At 63.1% G+C, this 19,692-nt stretch carries 14 protein-coding genes and 4 tRNA genes; 2 read left to right on the top strand and 16 right to left on the bottom strand.

Translation table 11 applies throughout. The features are described 5' to 3' along the window. Positions 1-23 precede the first annotated feature (23 nt). The 5 genes from AC6IZO_RS15325 to AC6IZO_RS15305 form a co-directional block, all read right to left on the bottom strand. A tRNA-Thr gene (locus AC6IZO_RS15325) sits at positions 24-99 on the bottom strand. Positions 100-136: 37 nt separating this feature from the next. Then, a tRNA-Gly gene (locus AC6IZO_RS15320) sits at positions 137-211 on the bottom strand. Positions 212-232: 21 nt separating this feature from the next. Beyond that, a complete protein-coding gene (locus AC6IZO_RS15315; protein ID WP_497806161.1) occupies positions 233-457 on the bottom strand; it encodes a hypothetical protein in 225 nt (74 codons plus the stop codon). Between the two features lie 9 nt (positions 458-466). Beyond that, positions 467-554: transfer RNA gene (locus tag AC6IZO_RS15310), tRNA-Tyr, on the bottom strand. Positions 555-827: 273 nt separating this feature from the next. Beyond that, a tRNA-Thr gene (locus AC6IZO_RS15305) sits at positions 828-903 on the bottom strand. A 269-nt stretch (positions 904-1,172) separates the two neighbouring features. Here AC6IZO_RS15305 and AC6IZO_RS15300 point away from each other — a divergent pair. Beyond that, the gene (locus AC6IZO_RS15300) at positions 1,173-2,240 is read left to right on the top strand and encodes a hypothetical protein (RefSeq protein WP_497806159.1); all 1,068 of its coding nucleotides are present in this window, start codon (positions 1,173-1,175) and stop codon (positions 2,238-2,240) included. A gap of 82 nt (positions 2,241-2,322) precedes the next feature. Here AC6IZO_RS15300 and AC6IZO_RS15295 read toward each other — a convergent pair whose 3' ends face one another. The 3 genes from AC6IZO_RS15295 to AC6IZO_RS15285 form a co-directional block, all read right to left on the bottom strand. Further along, positions 2,323-4,395: a M13 family metallopeptidase gene (locus tag AC6IZO_RS15295; RefSeq protein WP_497806157.1), complete on the bottom strand. Its 2,073-nt coding sequence runs from the start codon at positions 4,393-4,395 to the stop codon at positions 2,323-2,325. Between the two features lie 115 nt (positions 4,396-4,510). Further along, positions 4,511-5,422, bottom strand: coding sequence for a M23 family metallopeptidase (locus AC6IZO_RS15290; RefSeq protein WP_497809976.1), 912 nt, complete (start codon positions 5,420-5,422; stop codon positions 4,511-4,513). 221 nt (positions 5,423-5,643) lie between these two features. Next, positions 5,644-6,945 carry a hypothetical protein gene (locus AC6IZO_RS15285; protein WP_497806156.1) on the bottom strand — a complete coding sequence of 434 codons (1,302 nt, stop codon included), beginning with the start codon at positions 6,943-6,945 and terminating at the stop codon, positions 5,644-5,646. Between the two features lie 198 nt (positions 6,946-7,143). On the opposite strand from AC6IZO_RS15285, the gene thiL reads away from it, so the two are divergent. Further along, positions 7,144-8,163, top strand: a complete 1,020-nt coding sequence (thiL, locus tag AC6IZO_RS15280; RefSeq protein WP_497806155.1) for a thiamine-phosphate kinase — start codon at positions 7,144-7,146, stop codon at positions 8,161-8,163. A 78-nt stretch (positions 8,164-8,241) separates the two neighbouring features. On the opposite strand, the gene AC6IZO_RS15275 is transcribed toward thiL, so the two are convergent. From AC6IZO_RS15275 to AC6IZO_RS15240, 8 genes are all read right to left on the bottom strand, one after another. Beyond that, a complete protein-coding gene (locus tag AC6IZO_RS15275; RefSeq protein WP_497806153.1) occupies positions 8,242-9,867 on the bottom strand; it encodes a hypothetical protein in 1,626 nt (541 codons plus the stop codon). 121 nt (positions 9,868-9,988) lie between these two features. After that, the gene (locus AC6IZO_RS15270; RefSeq protein ID WP_497806152.1) at positions 9,989-11,191 is read right to left on the bottom strand and encodes a thiolase C-terminal domain-containing protein; all 1,203 of its coding nucleotides are present in this window, start codon (positions 11,189-11,191) and stop codon (positions 9,989-9,991) included. A gap of 27 nt (positions 11,192-11,218) precedes the next feature. Continuing rightward, the gene (locus AC6IZO_RS15265) at positions 11,219-12,769 is read right to left on the bottom strand and encodes a class I adenylate-forming enzyme family protein (RefSeq protein WP_497806150.1); all 1,551 of its coding nucleotides are present in this window, start codon (positions 12,767-12,769) and stop codon (positions 11,219-11,221) included. Then, positions 12,766-13,713 (bottom strand): alpha/beta fold hydrolase, encoded by a 948-nt coding sequence (locus AC6IZO_RS15260; RefSeq protein WP_497806149.1) that lies wholly within the window; start codon positions 13,711-13,713, stop codon positions 12,766-12,768. The genes AC6IZO_RS15265 and AC6IZO_RS15260 overlap by 4 nt, the downstream gene beginning before the upstream one ends. Positions 13,714-13,768: 55 nt before the next feature. Beyond that, positions 13,769-14,758, bottom strand: coding sequence for a 3-oxoacyl-ACP synthase III family protein (locus tag AC6IZO_RS15255; protein WP_497806147.1), 990 nt, complete (start codon positions 14,756-14,758; stop codon positions 13,769-13,771). Between the two features lie 21 nt (positions 14,759-14,779). Next, positions 14,780-15,562 (bottom strand): beta-ketoacyl-ACP reductase, encoded by a 783-nt coding sequence (locus AC6IZO_RS15250; protein WP_497806145.1) that lies wholly within the window; start codon positions 15,560-15,562, stop codon positions 14,780-14,782. Between the two features lie 96 nt (positions 15,563-15,658). Beyond that, positions 15,659-18,952 carry a TonB-dependent receptor gene (locus tag AC6IZO_RS15245; protein ID WP_497806143.1) on the bottom strand — a complete coding sequence of 1,098 codons (3,294 nt, stop codon included), beginning with the start codon at positions 18,950-18,952 and terminating at the stop codon, positions 15,659-15,661. Then, complete coding sequence (locus tag AC6IZO_RS15240) at positions 18,949-19,629, bottom strand: TetR/AcrR family transcriptional regulator (RefSeq protein ID WP_497806141.1); 681 nt, start codon at positions 19,627-19,629, stop codon at positions 18,949-18,951. Before AC6IZO_RS15240 ends, AC6IZO_RS15245 begins: the two co-directional genes overlap by 4 nt. Positions 19,630-19,692 lie beyond the last annotated feature (63 nt).

Genomic DNA, 19,692 nt, shown 5'->3' with positions numbered 1-19,692 from the left:
GCCACAGATGAAACCGTTGAAACTGGAGCTGATGACCAGGATTGAACTGGTGACCTCTCCCTTACCAAGGGAGTGCTCTACCAACTGAGCTACATCAGCTTGCACAACCGGCGCCAAACAGCGCCGAAAACTTACATGGAGCGGGAGACGGGAATCGAACCCGCGACCAACAGCTTGGAAGGCTGAGACTCTACCACTGAGTTACTCCCGCCCGAACTCCGCGCGGCACATCTCAATCACGCTGCCCATCCTGCCGCGCCAGACGATCTCTCATCTGTTGCCGCCAGTGGGCCAGTAGAGTTAATACCACAAGCACGGCCAAGACAGCCAGCGCTAAGCTACGAGGTGTGGTGACAAAATTTCCGCCGGCCAGCGTAATCCGCTCATCGCCGAGGGTATTCCACTCCAGCACACCCAGCACCGCGTAGGCGGCAAACGCCTTCGCAAGACGTTTCACTTGAACTCCTGGTGCACAGGGGAGGATTCGAACCTCCGTAGCTCATTAGAGCGGCAGATTTACAGTCTGCTGCCATTAACCACTCGGCCACCTGTGCACGCTGAAACTTTTTCGTTATTCGCCCGGCCGAACCTTCGCATCCAGCCCCGCGCTCTATTTGCAAAGAACCAGCCCGGCACATTTACGGCCGAAGCACACCGCAAAACCGGCAACTACCGCCGGTTACAGACCCAAGTGCGTTCTCGTGAGAGGTTCGCGCTGCGGGACTCATGGGCACGCCTGAAGCGCGCCGGAATTCGAGAGCTTCAACCACTCATCGCATGCGCCCTGCCACCAATCGGCGGCCAGCGCTCTGCGCTCTCGTTCAACTTGGAGCTGGCGAAGGGATTTGAACCCCCGACCCTCTGATTACAAATCAGATGCTCTACCAGCTGAGCTACGCCAGCAATGTGGGAGCCGCCACAGACGGCCTCACTTGGAGGCAGACCGCTCCTGACCATTCCCGGCGTTCGGCACCGTGCTCAAAACTAACACAGGCATTTCCGCCACGCAAGCCAACCTTGCAGCCCTTGCCCCGGGAACGGCACCACCGAATACGCTGCGCGACGAACCGCCCGCGCGAATGCTATGATTCGGCACCGCAGATGATTTTACAGGAAAATTCTTCGACTGGCTACTGCGCGCGGACCGCTCCCGCCGCCCCGTGCAAACACGCATGAAACTACGCCGCCGTTACTGGGCTTTGATCTTCGTCCTTGTCCTTGTGGCAGCTTTGGCCGTGGTGGTGGCAATGCGCCGCCACGCCCTGCCGGAGACCGTCCGCCTGCTGCCCGAGGCCGACACGGTCGCCTACCTGAACCTGCGCAACGTGCGCCTGCTGACCAGCTTCAGCACGCAATCGAGCGCCGACCGCGAACCGGCCTACGACCGCTTTGTGCGCGACACAGGCATTGTGTGGGAGCGCGACCTGGACGAAGCCGCGCTGGCCGTTCACGCAGGCCTTGCCAATGGCGAAAACCGCTACTCGGAGCTTCTCGTCGGCCGCTTCAATCACGAGAAACTCGCAAACTATCTACGCTCCATCTCGCGCTCAACCGAGAGCTACCGGCAGGTCGATATTTACTCGATTCCGGTGGAGAACCGGATGCTGCGCGTGGCGCTGATCGGCGTTGATTCCGTCGCGGCCTCCAACGTTGACGATGCTTCGGTCATCCACGGCGTAATCGACCGCTACAAGGAGTCTGCGCTTCCCCTGGGCGGCCCCAGCTTGGTGCGCGAACAGTACAGTCATGTGCCCTTCGGCAGCCTCGCGTGGATCATCGGACGCGTGCAGGCCGATCCGCGAAACCCGCGTCAACAGCGGACACTCTCACTCCCCGGCGGCATCGACGTCTTCGTCCCGGCCGAGAGCAACTACGTGGCAAGCGTGCGCGTGCTAACCACGCTGCGCGCCCGCTTTGAGCTGATTGCTCCGAGCGAGGATGAAGCGCAGAAGTTCACCGCGCAGGCCAACACTCTGCTCAACCTGTTTGAGAGCCTGCAACAGGGCATGAACCTTTCCGGCGACGACGCCGAGATGAAGTCGGCGCTCACCAGCCTGAAGGTTGTGCAGGACAAGAAGAGCGCGGTGCTCACCGCGGAAATTCCCGTGAACCTGCTGAAGAAGCTGTTTGCCGCCGCTCCCAGCTTCAACCAGCCCGCAACGCCAGCAACGGCTCCACAGGCTGCACCCGCGCCGCAAACCAAAAGCAAGAACGAGCCGAAGATTTCGCCCAAGAAATAGCTCGACAACAACACACGAAAAACAAACCCCACTCAAGCGGTTGAGCCTGAGTGGGGTTTATTGTTCCTGTCTGCCGTGCCGCCTACCAGATCTTTACGCGGTCAGCGGGGGCGAGATACAGAGCGTCGCCGGGCTTCACGTCAAAGGCCGGGTACCAGGCATCGATATTGCGCACCGTGTAGGAGCGCCATTGCGCGGGTGAGTGCGGATCAGTCATCACCTGACGGCGCAGCGAGGCCGGACGCACCTTTGACGCCCAGTTCTGAGCAAAGGCGATGAACAACTGCTGCTCGCCGCTGAAGCCCTCCTGCACCGGCGCGGGCTGGCCTTTCAGCGAAGCTCGCCAGCCGTCATAGGCCGCCGAGATGCCGGCCACATCGGCGATGTTCTCCGCCAATGTCTGGCGGCCGTTGATGGCCAAGTCCGGGAAGGGCTTGTAGCCGTCATACTGCGCGGCCAAGCGGGCGGTGGCGGCCTCAAAGTGCTCGAGGTCTTCCTTGGTCCACCAATTGCGAACACGGCCCAGAGAATCGAACGCCGCGCCTTCGCTGTCGAAGGTGTGACTGATTTCGTGTCCGATGACGCTGCCGATGGCGCCGTAGTTGGCCGCCGCCGGAGCTTCCGCGTCAAAGAACGGAGGCTGCAGGATCGCCGCCGGGAAGTTCAGCGCGTTCTGCAAAGGCAGATTCACGGCGTTGACCGTCTGCGGCGTCATCGACCACTCGTGGCGATCGACCGGCTTGCCCAGACGCGCCAGTTGCTCCTTCAGGTCGAACTGCTCGGCGCGCCATAGGTTGCCGAACAGATCGTCGGCCTTCACCTCGTAGCTCTTGTAGCTGCGCCAGGTCTCCGGGTAGCCAATGCCAACGTAGAGCGTATCGAGCTTGGCTTTGGCTTCCTTCTTGGTCTCGGGCGCCATCCACGGAAGCGCGTCAATACGGAGGCGGAAGGCCTCAATGATGTTGGCCACCATCTCCTGTGCGCGCTGCTTCGCTTCCGGCGGGAAGTAGCGCTTGGCGTAGAGCTGGCCCACGGCGTCACCGAGCAGCCCGTTGACAATGTTGACGGCGCGCTTTTCACGCGGACGCTGCTGCGGCGTGCCGGTCAGCGTCTTGCCGAAGAAGTCGAAACGCTCGTCGGAGAACGCCTTGGGCAGCGCTCCGGCGTAGTTCTCGATGAGGTGATAGGCAAGCAGGTCCTTCCAGGCCTCAAGCGGCTCGGAGGCCACCAGCGCGGACTCGCCCGCGAAGGCCGAGGGCTGCCAGACGTCAAAGGTCTTCTGCTTGGCCAGACCGGCGGCCTTGAAGTACTCGGCCCAGTCGAGGCCCGGCGCCTTCTTGGCAAAGTCGGCCTGCGACCACAGGTTGTTGGCGTGGTGAATGTTCTCGTTGTCAGCCAGGCTCAGGTGTTTGGTAGCAATGGCGTGCTCGAGGTTAAAGACACGCTCGGCGCGCGCTTCCGGCTCGCTCAGCCCTGCCAGCTCGAACATGGCCGCGATGTGCAGCTTGTACTTGGCGCGCACTTCCTTCATGTGCTCGCTCCCGGCCAGGTAGTATTCGCGGTCGGGCAGCGCAATGCCGCCCTGGAGCAGGTACGGCGTGTAGTGCTGGTAGTCCTCAAAGCCCGGCGCCACCCAGATGCCGAACAGGTTCATGGTGTGGTAGTTCGTGTTGTTCAGAGGGTCCACGTCGGCGCGCAGGCTCTCGCCGAGGGCGCGCGCCAGTTCGCGGCGGTCCTTGATGGCCGCGAGCTTGTCGAGGTGCGGATTGAGCGCTGCGGTGCCACGCTTCTCCAGCGTCGCCTCGTCCATGTAGGAGTGGTAAAGATCGGCGATCTTGCGGGCGTCGGTGCCAGCCGGAGCGGAGGCCTTGGCGGCCTCGTCGATCAGCGCGGCAGTCTGCTTGGTGCTCAAGTCGTCGAGCACGGCAAAGACGCCGAGCGAGCCGCGGTCGGCGGGAATTTCCGTGCGCTTGACCCAGGAACCGTTGGCGAATTCGTAGAAGTCGTCGCCCGGTTTGGCCGAGCGGTCCATGTGGCCGACGGCGATGCCGTGGCTGGCAGGCGCGCTCTGTGCTCCGGCGGAAACCGAGGCCATCAGGCAGAGAGCAAGGATGCAGCAGAGGGCAGAGGGAGACTGCCCGAAGCAACGTGTCATCAAAAGCCTCCAAAGCTACGGGCACGATTCTATTCCAAGCAGCACGAATCCGCCGCCCGCGCGCAGACAGAGACACGAATTCCCCAGATTGGAAAAACTGAAGGCTGAACTTTGGTTAGTTGTTGCCGGCGGCCCGCGCCAGCAGAGACTTGGTCGGCGCCTCGCGCAGATACTTGTGCGGATTTACCGGGGTCTCGCCGATGCGAACTTCATAGTGCAGGTGCGGGCTGGTAACGCGGCCACTGGAACCGACGTAGCCAATGACCTGTCCGCGATGGACCTTCTGTCCGGAGGTGACGGCGAAGCCGGAGAGGTGTCCGTAGCGCGTGCTGACGCCGTTGCCGTGGCTGAGCTTGATCAGGCGGCCGTAGCCGCTCTCGAAGTCTGCGAAGGTAACGGTGCCATCGGCCGGGGCGACAATCGGTGTGCCGGAGGGCACGGAGATGTCGACGCCGCTGTGGAATGCGCCTTCTCCGCGGAACGGATCGATGCGCTCGCCGAAGGAGCTGGTCAGGCGTCCCATGACAGGCCAGAGGTTCGGAGCCGCCGCTGCGCGCGCCCAATCAGTCAGCGAAGCCACGCGTGTGCCGGTACCCAGACCTTGGGTTGCCGCGCCGCTCAGGGCCGAGCCGCGCAGGGCGTAAAGCTGGTCGAGCGATGCCTTGTACTGCTCCGGCTTCACCTGCTCGGTGGTCGGCAGCAGCTTATTTTCGTTCTTCAAACCGTAGAGGGCGGAAACTTCGCCGGCGATGCTTCCCAGCGAGGCCACCTGAATGTCCTTTTCCTTGCTCTCCTGTTCCAACCGGTTGTAGTTGGCAGCCAGCTGGTTCTTCTCCGTGCGGAGCTGATTGAAGTTGGAAACCTTTGCCAGCATGCGCACGTAGCTGCCTGCCATGCCGGTAATGGTGAACATGCCAATGATGGCTCCGACAAGGAAGACATAGAGATAGTGGAGAGGAATGGGAATCTTGCGAAGCTGGCCTTCGGAATCACGCGCAACAAACAGGATGTAGAAGCGCTTTCGCAAAATCAGGATCTCCGGTTTGAGGTCGAGGTTCAGAGCTGCCAAAACAAACTTGGCTCGCAAAACATCACAAGCCGGAGACAACCGCTGTGGAAAGCGGAATCAATCCGGCCGAACCTCAGAACTTACTTATTCAGGCTAGCAATCGAGGGGGGCAGTGTCAACCAGAAGTGTCCGCACGAAGGGGCGCTGCCCCTCCGACGAACGCAGCACTCACTTTAGTATCAATATTTTAGAGCGATGCCATCGTCCGATTTCGCGTCCTGTGGCCGCACGGCCAGGAGAAACAGCGCCAGCAACGCCATCCAGACACGAACCCCTGTGGTGTACTCCGCATCGGCAAAGGTGAGGAAGTGCGGTAGAGCGAGCAGCACCACGACCGCCACCAGCAGGGATGCGTATGGCAACCGTTTCCATCGTCCACTCCAGATTCCCCAGGCAAACACGACACATGCAGCCAGCGGAGTGAGATGCGTTACAAGCTGGCGAACCAAGAGCGGCCCGCGAGCTTGCCACCATGCGCCTTCCGAACCGTCACTCCAGCGTGCAGTCAGGTCTGTGAGATAGCACGCATAGATGCGCTGGGCCACACGGCGCAGCGTTTGGCCGGGATGCTGCCGGATGTAATCCCTGGCTCGGTCGAGGCTGTAGCGGCAATAGGCAATCTCGCCCATCTCCCGGTAGCGCCGGGCCTCGACTGGGTCACTCGCCGGGTGCGGCGGATGCAGCGGCGCCAGCACACACTCCATCGCGTTATTCCCCTGAAACAGCTCAAAGCCGCTGTTAGAGCGGAGCGGAACAAACTGGTGAAAGACAACCGCATTGCGCACCAGCCACGGAGTGATCACCAGCAGCAGGCAGAAAATGCTGAGCGCCGCCTGACGAAGGATTTGCCGGTTGGCGCGCATTCGCAGGATCGGCACCAGCAACGCGACCGCAATAATCAGCAGCGGCGTCACATTGATCAGCAGCATGACACCCGCGACGAGCCCCAGCGCAACGCTCCGGCGGCGATTCGGTTCGTCCCACCACCGCATGGCCAACAGAACGAAGCCCGCCAGCGCCGCCTCCTGCCAGACGAAGTACCAGGTCCTGCGTACATTCGAGAGCGATTCAGGCCAGAAGGTCATAAGCAGCACCACCGCCAGCGGCAACCACCGGGCGATCCTGCCGGATGCCTGCGCAACCAGCCTGCGGGCAAGCAGCCAGTAAAAGCCCACGGCAAGTCCACCGACGAGGGCCTGCATGGCATAGAGGATGGCGTTGGCTTGCTCGGGCGAACCCGCGGCGAGCAGCGCCAGAGCGTAGGCGCCGGGAACCAGCGGACACTCCCATGCGGTTGGCTCCAACCCCGGACTGAAAGGCGAGCTAAAACCGCGCCCCGCGGCCAGATTCAGGGCAATCGCGCCCATCTCATTGCTCTGATAGCTGAGCGATTCCAGGTTCTCCGGGCTGCTTTGAGCAAGCCTCACCACATTTACACCGCGAACCGCCACGGCAAGCGTCAGCACCAGCAGAAAGCCCACAAACCACCGGCGGCGGGAGAGCGCGGGGCCAATCGACCGCGAAGGCTCGGGTGCGGCGGCGCGAATGTCAGGGCAAGTAGGCATCTGTGGGTAGCAGGTGTTTGCCATAAAAGTAGCATGCGGCGGCGCGAGCGGCATCCCGCTTCGAGCGCGCCGGCAATAGTTGTCTGCCGTCCGGCTCCGCGTTACTCTCGGCACATGGCACTGGTGGAACAGGAATTGATTCGCCGCATCCGGCAGGCATCGGCGGCGGCATCTCCGCGAAAAGAGGCTGGGGCGCACGTGGTGCGCTCGATCGGCGATGACTGCGCGGTGCTGGAGGCCGCCCCCGGGCAGCAGATACTGGTTACCACCGACTTCAGTCTCGAAGGTGTGCACTTCCGCACCGAGTGGCATCCGGCAGATTCGGTTGGTCACCGCTGCCTGACGCGCGGCCTGAGCGACATTGCCGCCATGGGGGGCGAGGCGACAGCGGCCTTCCTCTCCCTGGCACTGCCCGCAAGGACGCCGAAACGCTGGGTTGACCAGTTTATGGAAGGGATGCTGCGGCTGGCACGACGCCACGGCGTCACGCTCGCCGGCGGTGACATTGCACAGTCGCCCGACGGAATCCTGGCCGACATCATGGTGCTGGGCACGGTTCCGGCAGGTAAGGCCATTCTGCGCAGCGGAGCGCAGCCGGGTGACAGCATCTACGTGACCGGCGAATTGGGCGCGCCCATGGCGCTGCTGGAGCAGATGTTTGCCGAACCGACAAGGCGCTTCCGCGCCAAGGCGTACCCCGCGCATTTTTATCCCGAACCACAGTTGGCCGTGGCGCGCGTGCTGCGCGAAAAGGGCCTGCCCTCGGCGATGATGGACATCAGCGACGGACTCTCTACGGACCTGTCGAACCTGTGCCGCGAAAGCCAGGTGGGGGCAGTACTGCGCGAGGACGCCATTCCGGTTGCGACGCTCAACCGACACGAAGTGGAACTGCGCCACGCCCTGCACGGCGGCGACGAGTATCAACTGCTGTTCACCGTGCCTCCGGGCCGTCGCGTACCCGCCCAGATTGCCGGCGTGGCGATCTCGCTCATCGGCTACATCACCGAAGGCAATGAACTGGGACTGGAGCACGAAAACGGTTACGTGACCGAGCTGGTGCCGCAGGGATGGCAGCACTTCAGCCCGCAGGCGAAGTCGACCACTCGAAAAGCACGCAAGACCCGCCTTTAGAAGCTGCGATGCGCGAAGGCCGCAGCGAACGCTGCGGCCCGTGAACTCCATCTTCACTCTGGTTTTACGCGCGGCGCGCTACTGCACCGCCACTCCGAGTTGCGTCAGGCGTGCGCGCGCCTGTTGCTGGTACGGCGAAGGGATGACTGATTCGGCGCGGTAGTTGGCCACGGCTTCATCTCTTTTCCCCTGTTGCTCCAGGCATTGCGCGAACACAAAGTGCTGTGCAGGGCGGTCTGGCGTAATGGCAATGGCACGGCGCAACGGCTCCTCGGCGGCGGCGAACTTCCCTTGGAACATCCGAACCTGACCAAGCTGAAACAGCGCGCGCGGCGCAGCTACCAGCTCCACCACATGCTCCAGTTGCCGCTCGGCCGCCGGCAGGTCTCCACGCTGGAGGTATTGGTCGGCCAGCGAGTACGCAGCGCGCGTGTTTTGGGGCGCGACCTTGGCCGCCTGCGACCACAGGGCGAGGTCGTTGGCCCAGTTCGGCTCCTGTGCCAGCAACGCGGCTGACTGCCACGCCAGCAGCAGCACACCGGCCACCACATAAGCCTTGAGCGCGTTGGCTGGCGAAACCTTGCGCGCGCCGTGCCAGAGCAGCCAACTCACCAGCAGCGCGAAGAAGGCGGAGGGAATGTAGGTGAAGCGGTCATGCACCACCACGTTGATCTGGAAAATGTTCAGGTCAAGCACCGGCACAAAGCTCGCCAGCATGGCCACTGAGCAGAAGCCCACGAGCGCACCGCCCTCGAGCTTTCGGGCAAACCAGAAGAGCACCGCCGCAACTACGATCAGCACTGACAGCGGCGCCCAGAACTGCGGCCCCGGCGAGGTGACATAACCGAGGTCATAGAACGGGCTGAGCGAATGCGGCCACACCATCATGCGGAGATAGGCAAGCAGCGCCGAGGGCCACGTCAACACCATCGTGGAAAGCGGCAGATGCGTTTCATTGCCGAAGAAACCCTGGAATGCCCGCTGCCGAAGAACCCCATACACGGCTGCGGTGGCGATGAGCGCAATGGCCGGGACGGCGTGCACACGGATGGAGCGGTCGCTTTCCTCGGCGAAGAAAAACTCATAGGCCGCAAATAGCACGGGCAGAACAATTGCCGTCTCCTTGGTCCAGAGGCCGAGGAAGAAGACGAGGCAGACCATTCCCAAGCTGAGGACGCTACGCTGGCGGCGATAGTGAAGATAGGCCAGCATGCCGCCGCAGATAGAGCAGGCTACGAGCGGGTCGGCGACGGTGGAGGCGAAGGCGACGGCCTCAAGGTGCACGGCGTGCACCGCGAACAACGCGGCTGCGATGAGCGCCACGCGGCGATCCGCACAGAGCGCCAGCGCCAGCCGGAAGAATAACGCGCAGGCCACGGCGTGCAACAACAGACTCGTCAGGTGGTATCCCCAGGAGTGCAGGCCAAAAAACTGGAACTCGAAGAACTGGACCATTCCGGTGACGGGGCGGTACATCATCGTTGTGGCATCGAGCTTTCCGGCTAGCAGCCGCATCGGCGTAGACCAGTCGCGCAGGGTCGCGTTGCCGACGATTGCAAACTGATCGTCCCAGACGAATCCATAGCCGAGCGTGGGAAGGTAGGCCAGAATGGCCAGCAAAGACGGCAGCCACGGCGCCAGGCGGTCAAGAATGGAGTGCTGCAGATCAACAGATTCAGATGCGGTGTTCACGTCGGCGTGCATGGCCCCTCGCGCGGAACAGTGTTCGCTCGCATTCTACCGGACTCCGCCGGAGATGATGCTGCCTTGCGCGCAAAACGAAGCGGGCAGCATGGCCGCCCGCTCGCAATATTCAGCTTCTGGCTCAGGCGCGGCGCAGCACCGTGCACACCGAGGCGCAGACCGGCCCGCCGATATTGAAGGTCGCGGCCAGCTTTGGATTTTTCACCTGAAGCTCCGCCGGAGCCTTGCCCAGCAACTGCCACACGCACCAGCCGATCATGGCGATGCCGGTGGCGCCCACCGGGTGGCCTTTGGCGATGAGTCCACCGCTGAGGTTGATGCCGCACTCGCCATCCACGCGCGCGCGGCCGTCCACCCAGTACTGCGCGCCCTTGCCCGGCGCGGCTTTGCCGATGACTTCCGTGCCAAGCGCACCCATGACGGTGAAGCAGTCGTGCACTTCGGCCACGTTGACGTCGGCGGCGGAGGCACCGGCCATCGCATAAGCCTTGTGCATGGCGCCCAGCGCTCCCGCCGGATGCAGAACATCGCGGCCGGCCTTCATCAGCGGGTCGGTGGCCTGCGCGTAGCCGGCAATCTCCACGCAATCCTGCTTCTTTGCCCCAAGCTTGGCGAGGCCTTCCTCGGTGGCGAGGATGAGCGTGGCATAGCCGTCGGTGATCTGCGAGCAGTCGTAGGTCTTCAGCGGCAGACCGTCGACGATGTAGCGGTTGCGCTCGCCAAGATTGGCGCACTCGTCGAGCGTCACCTTGATCTTCTGCATCTGCGCATACGGGTTGCGGTTGCCGTTGGCGTATTCCTCCGAAGAAATGGCCGCCAGGTCGCGCTCGCTGACGCCGTAGGCCGCCATGTAGTCGCGCATGATCTCCGCGAACAGGTGCGGAAAGATGTAAACCTTGCCCTCGCGCTCGCCGGGATGCGAGAAGACGCCGAGCGACCGGCCGACCAGCTTGCCATCCATCTTGCCTTCGGCGTCACGCATCTTTTCATAGCCAAGCGCAAAGCCCACGTCGCCCCAGCCAGCCTGCAGCTTCAGAATGGTGGAGAGCACAGCCTGTCCGCCGGAGGCGCAGGCGTTCTCCACCGCCTCAATCGGCTTGCCGCCCAGCCCGGGCACCATGGCCACCAGCCCCGAGCAGAGGCCCTGCTCGTTGAGCGAGATGTTGCAGGCCGCGCCGACGGCACCCACGTCAAGCACAGAAGGTTCGCAGCCGACATTGGCGCAGGCTTCGGTGATGGCGTTGCTGAGAATCTCCGGCACGGTCATGGCCATCAGCTTGCCGAACTTCGATTGCGTGTATCCAGCGATGTAGATCTTCTTCATGGTTGTCCTCTGGTTCGGAATCCCGCGTCAGGTGCGCGGTGCGAGCTCGGGATGGCGCTCGCGGTACATCTGTTGCAACTGCGGCTTGACGACCTTGCCGAGCGCATTGCGCGGCAGTTCCTCGACGAACACATAATCCGACGGCAACTTGTAATGCGCGATCCGCGCCTCCAGCAGCACGTTAAGGCTTTCATGTGGGGGCGGCGCACCGGGGCGCAGCACAAGAAAAGCCACGCCCGACTCTCCCCACTTTGGATGCGGCACGGCGACGACCGATGCTTCCTGCACGGCCGGATGTTGCAGCAGGAGGTTCTCGATCTCCGCCGGATAGACGTTCATGCCGCCGCTGATGAACATGTCCTTGGAGCGCCCGGCGATGTAGAAGCAACCGTCGCGGTCGCAGCGCGCCTGGTCTCCGGTGTGGAACCAGCCCTCGGCGTCGATGGCGGCGGCGGTGGCCTGCGGGTTGCGCCAGTAGCCGAGGCAGACATGCGCACCACGCAGTTGAAGTTCGCCAATCTCATCCGGCGCACACGGTGAGCCGTCGGCGCGAACCACGCGGGCTTCGGTCATCAGGAACGGCACACCGACCGAGCCGGGCTTTTCGCGCGCGGTCTCCAGTGTCTGCGCAAAGCAGTTCACGCCGACCTCGGTCATGCCGTAGCCCTGTTTGAAGTGGATGCCGCGCTGTTGATAGGCCTCCAGTAGATAAAGCGGCAGGGGCGCGCCGCCGCTGATCATCCAGCGCACACGCGACAGGTCGGCCTGCGCGAAGGACTCGTGCTCGATGAGCATCTTGAAGATCGTAGGTACGGCCATCGCCACCGTGTAGCCGTAGCGTCCGAAGGCCGCGCTCAGTTCGGCGGGGTCAAAGCCACGATGCAGAGCGATGGTTCCTCCGGCGGCCACGAGCGGCGTGAGAAAGACGAACAGGCCTCCGGCATGACACATGGGCAACACCACGGGCGCAATATCCGCGGAACTCAACTCCCAGCTCAGCACGGTGCCATAGGCGTTGGCCATCACCTGGCGGTGCGGAATCATGACTCCCTTGGGAACGCCGGTGGTGCCGCTGGTGTAGAGCATGCAGTAGATGTCGTCGGGTGCGGCGCGATGGACGACGTAGTTGTGCGGCTCGAAGCAGGCGCAGGCCAGCGCGTAGCGCACATCGGTAGGTGCCTTAGCTTCGTCGAGGGCGACCCAGTGACGCACAATGCCCGAGGCACGAATGGCGGCCAGTTGCGGAGCGCAGGATGCCTCGTAGTGGATGGCGGATAGCTCGGCGTCGCGGGCAATCTGTTCGAGTTCGGCGGGGGCCAACCGGTAGTTGAGCGGCACAAGAATGACACCGCTCTTGCCAGCGGCAAACAGCGCGTCCACATACTCCATGCGGTTGCGCGCGATGATGCCGACGCGCTCTCCGGCCGCAATACCGAGCTTGGCCCAGAGCTGTGCGCAGCGCGTGGCGCGTGCGTCAGCCTCGGCGTAGGTGTAACTTGCGCCGTCGGCCACGGAAATGAAGGCCGTGCGCGAAGGCGTCAGCCGTGCACGCGCGCCGAGCAGGTCTCCGGCATTCACGCCTTCGTCTCCTGTTGCGCATGGTTGGCAGGCGCGGGCACCTCCGCCAGCAGCAGTTGGCGCAGCGCGCTGGCGTAGGCCTTGGGATGCTCCTGCTGCGGAACGTGTCCGGCATGTGGAATGGTGGTGAGGCGGCTGGCGGGCAACTCCTGCATCATGCGGCGCGCGACCGTCAACGGCACCAGGCGGTCACTCTCTCCCCACAGCAGATCGACCGGCACGCGCATGCGCCAGAGCTGGCCGTCGAGCAGGTACTGCGACATCTCCTCCTTGCCGACCATTGCAAGCCTGCCCACCGGCCCTTCGCGCAACTGGCGCGCAAGGTCATCGAGCACAAAGCCCGCGGGCTTGGGTGTGGCTGCGTCCATCGTGGCCTCAAAGAGGCGAATCATCTCCTCGCGGCTCTGCGGAATCTCCACCAGATCGGGACGCTCGCCACGCACCGCGCCGCCGCCAGTGGCGATCAGCCGCGCCACGCGCTCGGGATGATGGAAGGCGTAGTACATGCCCACCCACGCGCCAAGCGAATTGCCGACGATGATCAGCGGCGTTCCCGCGGCCTTGGCGGCAATGACGGCATCCAGCCCCTGAAGGATGGAGCCGACGTGCAGCGGGCCGCTGGAGGGAGCGCTTTCGCCGTGTCCGGCGAGGTCGGGGACGATGACGTGGTAACTGCTTGCAAAGCCCTGCGCCACTTTGGCCCAGGTCCCGGCGTGGTCGCCCGCGCCGTGCAACAACAGCAGGATGGGGCCGGAACCGCTCTCAAAGACACACTGCGGCCCGGCACCGCTCTCCACGATGGAGCGCACAAAGCCAGCGTTTTGCAGCGCGCGGCGGTCACGACGGAAGAGCATGGCGATGGGCGAACGCCACATGGACACCATGGTAGGCACTACGGCAAACACCACGAACACGACGATCACGAGCAGGACCAGCTTGAACATAATTCCCCCGTGAGACGGTGAGGGGCGATGCTGCCTGCATCACCCCTCGCAAGCATTACGGCATGCGGAAGGCCGCCGCCGCCTGGTTATAGCCGACGCCGGAACCGACCAGCAACACGAGGTCGCCCTGACCGATCTTCTTCTTCTCGATCGCATCGTCGAGCGCCATGCCCACGCAGGCCGAGCCGGTGTAACCGTATTCGCCCATGATCATATGCGCGCGCTCAATGGGCAGTTCGAGTTTCTGCATCACCAGTTCGATGGTGCCCTTGCGGACCTGCGTGAAGATGATCTGCGTGACCTCTTCGAGCGAGAAGCCAATATCGGTCTGGAGCTTGCGCACCAGCCTCGGCCAGCCCTCGTCGTTGATCTCCGGCGGATAGCGGTCATACATCCTGACCTTGGTTCGGCCGTTCTCCACGTTGGCGACCGTGGCGGGTTCGGCGGTACCACCGGCGGCGATCATCCACTTGTCGGCGTAGCTGCCATCGGCCTGGAAGGCGGAGCCGAGGTAGCCCGGCCTGTCGGAGGGTTCAAGCACGGCCGCCCCGGCTCCGTCGCCATAGAAGAAGATCATGGGGTCATGCGGGTCGGCGAGTTTGTGCATCAGGTAGACGCCGACCACGAGCACGGTCTTGATGGAAGGATTGGTGGCAATCAGGCCCGCGCCCGCGGAAAGCCCCGTGGGGAACGAGGCGCAAGCACAACCCACGTCGAAGGTGCCAGCGTTCTTCGCGCCCAGCTTGTGCTGCAGCACCACGCTGGTGGAGGGCGTGATGTAGTCGGGCGAATCGGTGCCGAGGATGATGAGGTCGACATCCTCCGGCTTGCGTCCGGCGCGCTCGAGCGCCAATCTTGCGGCGGGCAACGCCACGTCGCTGGTGGCCCAGTCGTCGGGCGCGTAGTAACGCTGGCGGATGCCGCTGCCGGCCTCCATCTTGTCGATGAATTCCGGCACGTGCGCCAGTTGCGGGCGCATGTCGTTATTCGTCACCAGGCGCTCGGGCACGTATCTTGCGGTGGAAACAATGGTTGCGTATCGCATGCTTATCTTCTCCGCTTCTGGTTATGTCCCGACCACAAGCGCGCCGTCGACCGAGAGGCAGGTTCCGCTGACGTAGGCGGCCTGATCGCTGGCGAGCCAGCAGTAGGCGTTGGCAATGTCCTCGGGCTTGCCCATGCGGCCAAGCGGCGTATGCTGCTTCATGCTTTCGATGACTTTTTCCGGCATAGCGCTGAGAATTTCCGTGGCGATAAAGCCCGGCGCAACCGCGTTGACGCGAATGCCGAACTTGCCCAGTTCGCGCGCCCAGGTCTTGGTCATGCCAATAACGCCCGCCTTGGTGGCCACGTAGTTCGTCTGGCCAAAGTTGCCATAGAGGCCCACCACCGACGAAGCACTGAGAATGACGCCCGCACCCTGCGCGATCATGACCGGCACCACGGCCCGCGTGCAGAGGAAGACGCCCTTCAGGTTCACGCCGAGGACCGCATCCCACTGCTCGTCCGTCATGGTGGAAACCACCGCGCCATCCTTGAACTTCACCAGTTGCGCGTCGCGCACAATGCCCGCGTTGTTCACCAGTACGTCCACCCGCTGCCAGCGCGAAACAACCTCGGCGACGGCGGCTTCAACCGCGTCCTTCTCTGCGACGTTCACCACCTGGAACAGGCACTGCCCGCCCGCCTGCTGGATGGCCTCGGAGAGATCCGCGGCGTTCTTGTTGTTCACGTCCCAAGCTGCAATGCGTGCGCCTTCACGGGCGAAGCGCAGCGCCGTGGCCTTGCCGATGCCTGCCGAGGCGCCGGTGACGATCACAACCTTGTCACGCAATCCGAACTCATTCATGGTTCCGGTTCCCCCGTCTCCAACATGGAGACCTGTTCGGGCGGTCCTGTCCGGTGAACCTGCACGAAGCAGGCCCACCGGACGGATGACGCCGGGTTAGAAGTTGTACTTCAGCGCGAACTGCGCCACGCGCGGTCCCGTCGAGGTGCGGATGACGTGGCCGAACGTTGTCCCATAAACACTGACCGGGTTGGCAAAGTTCGTGTGGTTGAAGATGTTGAAGAACTCACTGCGGAATTCGACCTTCTGCGTGTCAGTCAACGGGAAGAACTTGACCACGGAGAAGTCCCAGTTGGACTGCCCCGGCCCGCGCATGACGTTGCGCAGCGGATTGCCATAGGTGTAGGCGGGAACCGTGGTGAAGGCCGTGGTGTCGAAGTACGAATTCAGCCGGCTCATGACGTCGCCATGCTTGACAGCCGAATCCACGGTGCGTCCGCTGGCCAGTTGACCGAAGACGCTGGAGAAGGCCGAGGCCGAGCCGACGATGCTGAACGGCGTGCCCGTCTGGAACGTGGTAATGCCGGCGATCTGCCAGTTATTGATGAGGCTGGCAGCCGTCTTGTTGGCACCACGATAGAGCTTCGGCACGTCGTACATGTAGCTGACGATGAAACGGTGGCGGCGGTCGAAGTCCGACGACGCGAAGTAATGCAGCTTCGTGTTGCCGGGCATGCCCACCAGGTCGTTCACATCGCCGCCCGAGTAGTCGTCGATGGAGTGCGACCACGTGTAGCTGGCCAGGAACTGCAAGCCGAACGAGTAGCGCTTGGTCACGCTGGCCTGCAGCGAGTTGTAGTTCGACTTGCCGGTCGTCTGCTCAACATAGGTGCCGAGCACCGGACTGACGAAGTTCGACATGGCGCCCAGATACGGCTGCTGCGCCAGCGGGTCGGTGATGGTGTTGAGGCTCACAAGATGCGTGAGCTTGCGGCCGCTGGAGCCGACATAGCTGATGTCGACGAGCCAGGTGCGCGCCGGTTGATACTGCACGCCCAGGTTGTACTGCTCTGTGTACGGCGTGCGGAAGTTGTGAATGTCCGGGAAGATGCCGCTGCCGGGCTGCGCGGTCGCCGTGTATCCGTAGAGCGGAGAGCCCGGCAGATAGTACGGCAACGAGGCCGTGCTGAGCGGGAAAGCGCTGGGCAGCGGCACGTTCACGAACGGCGCCGCCAGGTTGATGATGTTGGTGGTGAAGTTGGAGACCGGGCTGACGGCAACCATGTCATACGGCGTGTTGAACACCTGGCTGTTGAACAGACGGGAGTTCATGCGGTCGTAGTAGATGCCGGCGCCGCCGCGGATGACCATCTTGTCGCTGGCCAGCGGCCGGAAGCTGAAGCCGAAGCGCGGCGCAAGATTGTTGCCGTCGAGTGAGACGAGGCCGTTGGTCACCTTGGGCACGCCCTCGAGGTGTCCGTTGCCCGCCTGCACAAAGCCAGCGGTCATGGTGTAGGTCGCGGCGTCGTAAACCACTTTGTTCGGATCGAAGCCGACAAAGCGGCCCTTGGTCTCATAGAACGGACCGAACAAGTCGTAGCGCAGACCGAAGTTCAGGGTCAGGCGTGAGTTGACGCGGTAATCCTCCTGCAGGAATGCCGCCCAGTCGTTGGCGCGGTTTTCGCGCGAAGGATCGCCGGAGCCCATGATGGTGAGCAGCGGCATGCCCATGGCCATGGTGGCGTAGTTGTAGAAGTAAATCTGGCCGCGGGTGTAAGCGTTGAACGTCAGGTTGATCTCCTGCCGCTTGTACTCGGTGCCGAGCTTGATGGTGTGCTTGCCGCGAGTGAGCGTCAGGGTGTCATTGACCGAATAAGTCTTTGTCTGGCTGAACTGGTCGGCCAGCGGCGAGGCGTTCAGGTCAATGGAGTTGCTGACCTCGATGGTGGGCGCGCCGGGGAAGATGCTGGCCAGCGGCGAGGTGATGCCCCAACCGGCCGCCGTGAACGGCTCGTCGGGCCTGCCGGCAGCGGTGATGACGTTGCCTCCCAGACGAAAATCGTTGACCGCCGTGTTGGAGATGACGTGCGTGTCATTGAAGGACAGCACGCGGTTGTGAATGTCGACCTCGGTGGCCGCACCCGGAGCCTGCAACGGGTTCTGCACACCGGCAAAGCTGTACAAGCCCTGCTTGGTCGGGTTGTTCGCCCAGAAGAACTTGGCGCTGAGGCGGTTCTTGGAGTTCACCTGAAAATCGATATTGGTGTTGAACTGGTCTTCCTGGAACTTCGAAGTGGTAGGAATGGTCACCGTTCCGCTGCCGTTGATGGCCGACGGAATCAGGTACTGCCCGTTGGGTAGCGTGGCCTGGAACATCTTTAGCGCGATGGCGTTGACGTAGAGCGCCGAGGGCAGTCCCACGGCAGTAGCTACACCGGCCGCCGAGCGATCGCTGGTCAATCCGGCAGGCACCGTCACCGTCGACAGCGAGTTCAGCAGCGAAGTGCCGTTGGTTTCGCGCGTTCCCTGATACGAGAGGAAGAACCACGCTTTGCCCTTCACGATCGGTCCGCCCAGGGCGGCGCCGAACTGATTGCGCTTGTAGACCGGGCGATCGGTTCCCTGCTGCTTCAGGAAGAAGTTGTTGGCATTGAGCGCGTCATTGCGCAGGAACTCATAGAGCGAACCGTGATACTGGTCGCTTCCGCTCTTGGTGACGGCCGCAACCACGCCGCCGGTGCTGCGTCCCTGCGTGGCGTCGTAGAGGCTGGTCTGAACGATGAATTCCTGCAGCGTGTCGGTGGCGGGCACAGCAAGGTTCGGCGTGGCACCGGTGCCAATGGAGCTGGCGTCCATGCCGTTGATGACCACGGCGTTCGACGTGGTGCGCGAGCCGTTGACGCTGATGACCGCATCGCCACGGCCCAGTTCGCTGCTGTTGGCGAGCGAGCCGCTGGTGCCCGGCGTGAGCGTGAGCAACTGCGTGAAGTTGCGGGTGGGCAGCGGCAACTGCGTGATGGTCTGCTGCTCAATGACCTGTCCGGTGGTGGCGTTCTCGGTGTTCACCTGCGCGGCTGAGGCGCTGACCGTGAGCGTTTCGCTGCCGGCAGCCGCAACCTTCATCGACAGGTTGATCAACGCGCTTTCGGTGATGCGCACGGACACCTGCTCCACCTTTACGCGGGAGAAGCCCTTGGCCGAGCACTCAAGCGTGTAGAGGCCCGGTGGCAGCAGCGGAAAGGCGTAGTGGCCGGTGGCGTCAGTGGGCACCGTGCGCTTGACGCCGCTCTCATTGACCAGCGTGAGGTTGGCGGTGGTGACGACGGCGCCCGAGGGGTCGGTGACTGTGCCCGAGACCTGCCCGGTGGTGGCGGTCTGCGCCAGCAGTTGGCCTCCGAGGACCAGCACGAGCGCAAGGCAAAGGATCCAGTGGATGCGTGTGGACTTCATTTCTTCCTCCTGTGTCGGCTCCCGATCAAACGATCCGCCCGGCGGGGCGCGAGGGGCGCGCTCCGCTTCGGCGTCTGATTGCCGCAACCCTGGGTTGCAACCCGTATGAAGTGGGCGATCGCTTCTGATTCCGGAACACCGAGGTGGTCATGGCCACCAAATAGCGTCTCAACGAGGTAGTAAAGAAAGAACTGCAGGTACACGGCCGCAAAGGCCAGCGCCGGATCCACACCCTTGGGACTCTTCTTGGGAAACGCGTTGGGGCTCATGGCCCGCAGCGCCGAAGGAAGGTCCTGGAAAATGTGGCGGAAATGCTTGTTGCCGAACTCGACGACGTCGATGTACATCAGGCGCCAGTAGTCGGGGTGGTTGGCGACGATCTCGCGCACAGCCTGCGCCAGTCGTCCGAGGTTCTCCTCCGACATGGACCCCAGCAGCGGGGTCAGGGTCTCAGCCTGCACCTGGGCCATGCGCAGCCCATAGCGGCGGACGAGGCTCTCGAAAATCTCTTCCTTGGTGCGGTAGTAGTTGTAGATGTTTCCGAGCGAGATGCCGGCGGCCTCGGCGATTTCCCGCACACTGGTGCCGTGGTATCCCTGTCGGGTAAAGATGGCGAGCGCAGTGTCCTCGATGTGGATCTGGTTGCGCTCGACGGTCTCGCCTTGCAGTTTGGGCATGGCCGTGGTCTCCGAGGGGTGGAAATCCGGTCTTTCGGGTACCCAATAAAACGAACGTCCGTT

The organism is Oryzophilus luti (genome assembly GCF_059726245.1).
This window is presented reverse-complemented; position numbering and strand designations above follow the sequence as displayed.

What these genes read in the sequence shown, in the direction of transcription:
- AC6IZO_RS15275 (WP_497806153.1), bottom strand. Translation starts at nt 9,867, where the DNA reads ATGCACGCCGACGTGAACACCGCATCTGAATCTGTTGATCTGCAGCAC.
- thiL (WP_497806155.1), top strand. Translation starts at nt 7,144, where the DNA reads ATGGCACTGGTGGAACAGGAATTGATTCGCCGCATCCGGCAGGCATCG.
- AC6IZO_RS15250 (WP_497806145.1), bottom strand. Translation starts at nt 15,562, where the DNA reads ATGAATGAGTTCGGATTGCGTGACAAGGTTGTGATCGTCACCGGCGCC.
- AC6IZO_RS15260 (WP_497806149.1), bottom strand. Translation starts at nt 13,713, where the DNA reads ATGTTCAAGCTGGTCCTGCTCGTGATCGTCGTGTTCGTGGTGTTTGCC.
- AC6IZO_RS15295 (WP_497806157.1), bottom strand. Translation starts at nt 4,395, where the DNA reads ATGACACGTTGCTTCGGGCAGTCTCCCTCTGCCCTCTGCTGCATCCTT.
- AC6IZO_RS15245 (WP_497806143.1), bottom strand. Translation starts at nt 18,952, where the DNA reads ATGAAGTCCACACGCATCCACTGGATCCTTTGCCTTGCGCTCGTGCTG.
- AC6IZO_RS15255 (WP_497806147.1), bottom strand. Translation starts at nt 14,758, where the DNA reads ATGCGATACGCAACCATTGTTTCCACCGCAAGATACGTGCCCGAGCGC.
- AC6IZO_RS15270 (WP_497806152.1), bottom strand. Translation starts at nt 11,191, where the DNA reads ATGAAGAAGATCTACATCGCTGGATACACGCAATCGAAGTTCGGCAAG.
- AC6IZO_RS15240 (WP_497806141.1), bottom strand. Translation starts at nt 19,629, where the DNA reads ATGCCCAAACTGCAAGGCGAGACCGTCGAGCGCAACCAGATCCACATC.
- AC6IZO_RS15300 (WP_497806159.1), top strand. Translation starts at nt 1,173, where the DNA reads ATGAAACTACGCCGCCGTTACTGGGCTTTGATCTTCGTCCTTGTCCTT.